This is a genomic window from Thiolapillus sp. (assembly GCF_048562965.1).
GTDB classification, from domain to species: Bacteria; Pseudomonadota; Gammaproteobacteria; order Chromatiales; family Chromatiaceae; genus Thiolapillus; species Thiolapillus brandeum_A.
Genome location: NZ_JBHNMF010001048.1, coordinates 1 through 950 on the forward strand (window position 1 = coordinate 1; position 950 = coordinate 950).

1 protein-coding gene is annotated in these 950 nt (G+C 58.7%); it reads right to left on the bottom strand.

The features are described 5' to 3' along the window. The coding region (locus ACOCD2_RS22180; RefSeq protein WP_305801955.1) for a 2-oxoacid:acceptor oxidoreductase family protein at positions 1–846 on the bottom strand (846 nt) is incomplete at its 3' end. Between the last annotated feature and the right edge of the window lie 104 nt (positions 847–950).

Here is a 950-nt window from a genome sequence, read left to right on the forward strand (position 1 = left end):
CAATTCGTCTTCAGTGAACACCTTGGAGCGGATGGCCGAATGGGGACACACGAAAGGACACTTGCCGCATTCTATACACAGCTCCGCATCCCATTTGGGCAGTTCCAGGGCAATGCTGCGTTTCTCCCAGGCGGCCGTACCCAGGGGCCAGGAACCGTCGGCGGGTATGGCGCTCACGGGCAGCTCATCACCCTTGCCTGCGATGAGGGTGGCGGTGATGGTGCGCACGAAATCCGGTGCCTCCGCCGGCACCGGCGGCTGGAATTCGATATCGCTGTCTGCCGCATCGGGCAGTGTCACTTCATGCAGGGCTGCGAGTGATGCATTGATGGCGTCGAAATTGCGCTGTACGATCTTGCGTCCCTTGCGGCCGTAGGTCTTTTCCACTGCATTCTTGATCTTCTCGATGGCCTCTTCACGGGTCAATACACCGGAAATGGCGAAGAAACAGGTTTGCATGATGGTGTTGATGCGCCGCCCCATGCCCATGCCGGTAGCCTTGGCAACGGCATAGGCATTGATGACCCAAAGTTTGATGTCCTTTTCCAGCATCTCTTCCTGCATGGATCTGGGCAGGGTTTGCCAGACCTTCTCGGGCGCTTCGTCAGTATTGAGCAGGAATACGGCACCTCGCGCCGCCTTTTCCAGCAGGTTGAATCTGTCCACGAACTGGGGCTGGTGACAGCCGATGAAGCTCGCCTCACCGTCTTCGATGAGATAGCTGGAGCGTATGGGACGCGGGCTGAAGCGCAGGTGGGAAACTGTCACCGCACCAGCTTTCTTGGAGTCGTACACGAAGTATCCCTGCACGAACTGATCGGTTTCTTCACCGACGCTGCCAGCCATGGAGAGCGAAGCGAAGGCTGGTAGACCCCAGTAGCCGCGAGGCCGCACTGTTTTCCCGGCGTGCCTTGCGCCAGAGGGAAAACAAAGTAGGCCTCCGAACGCGG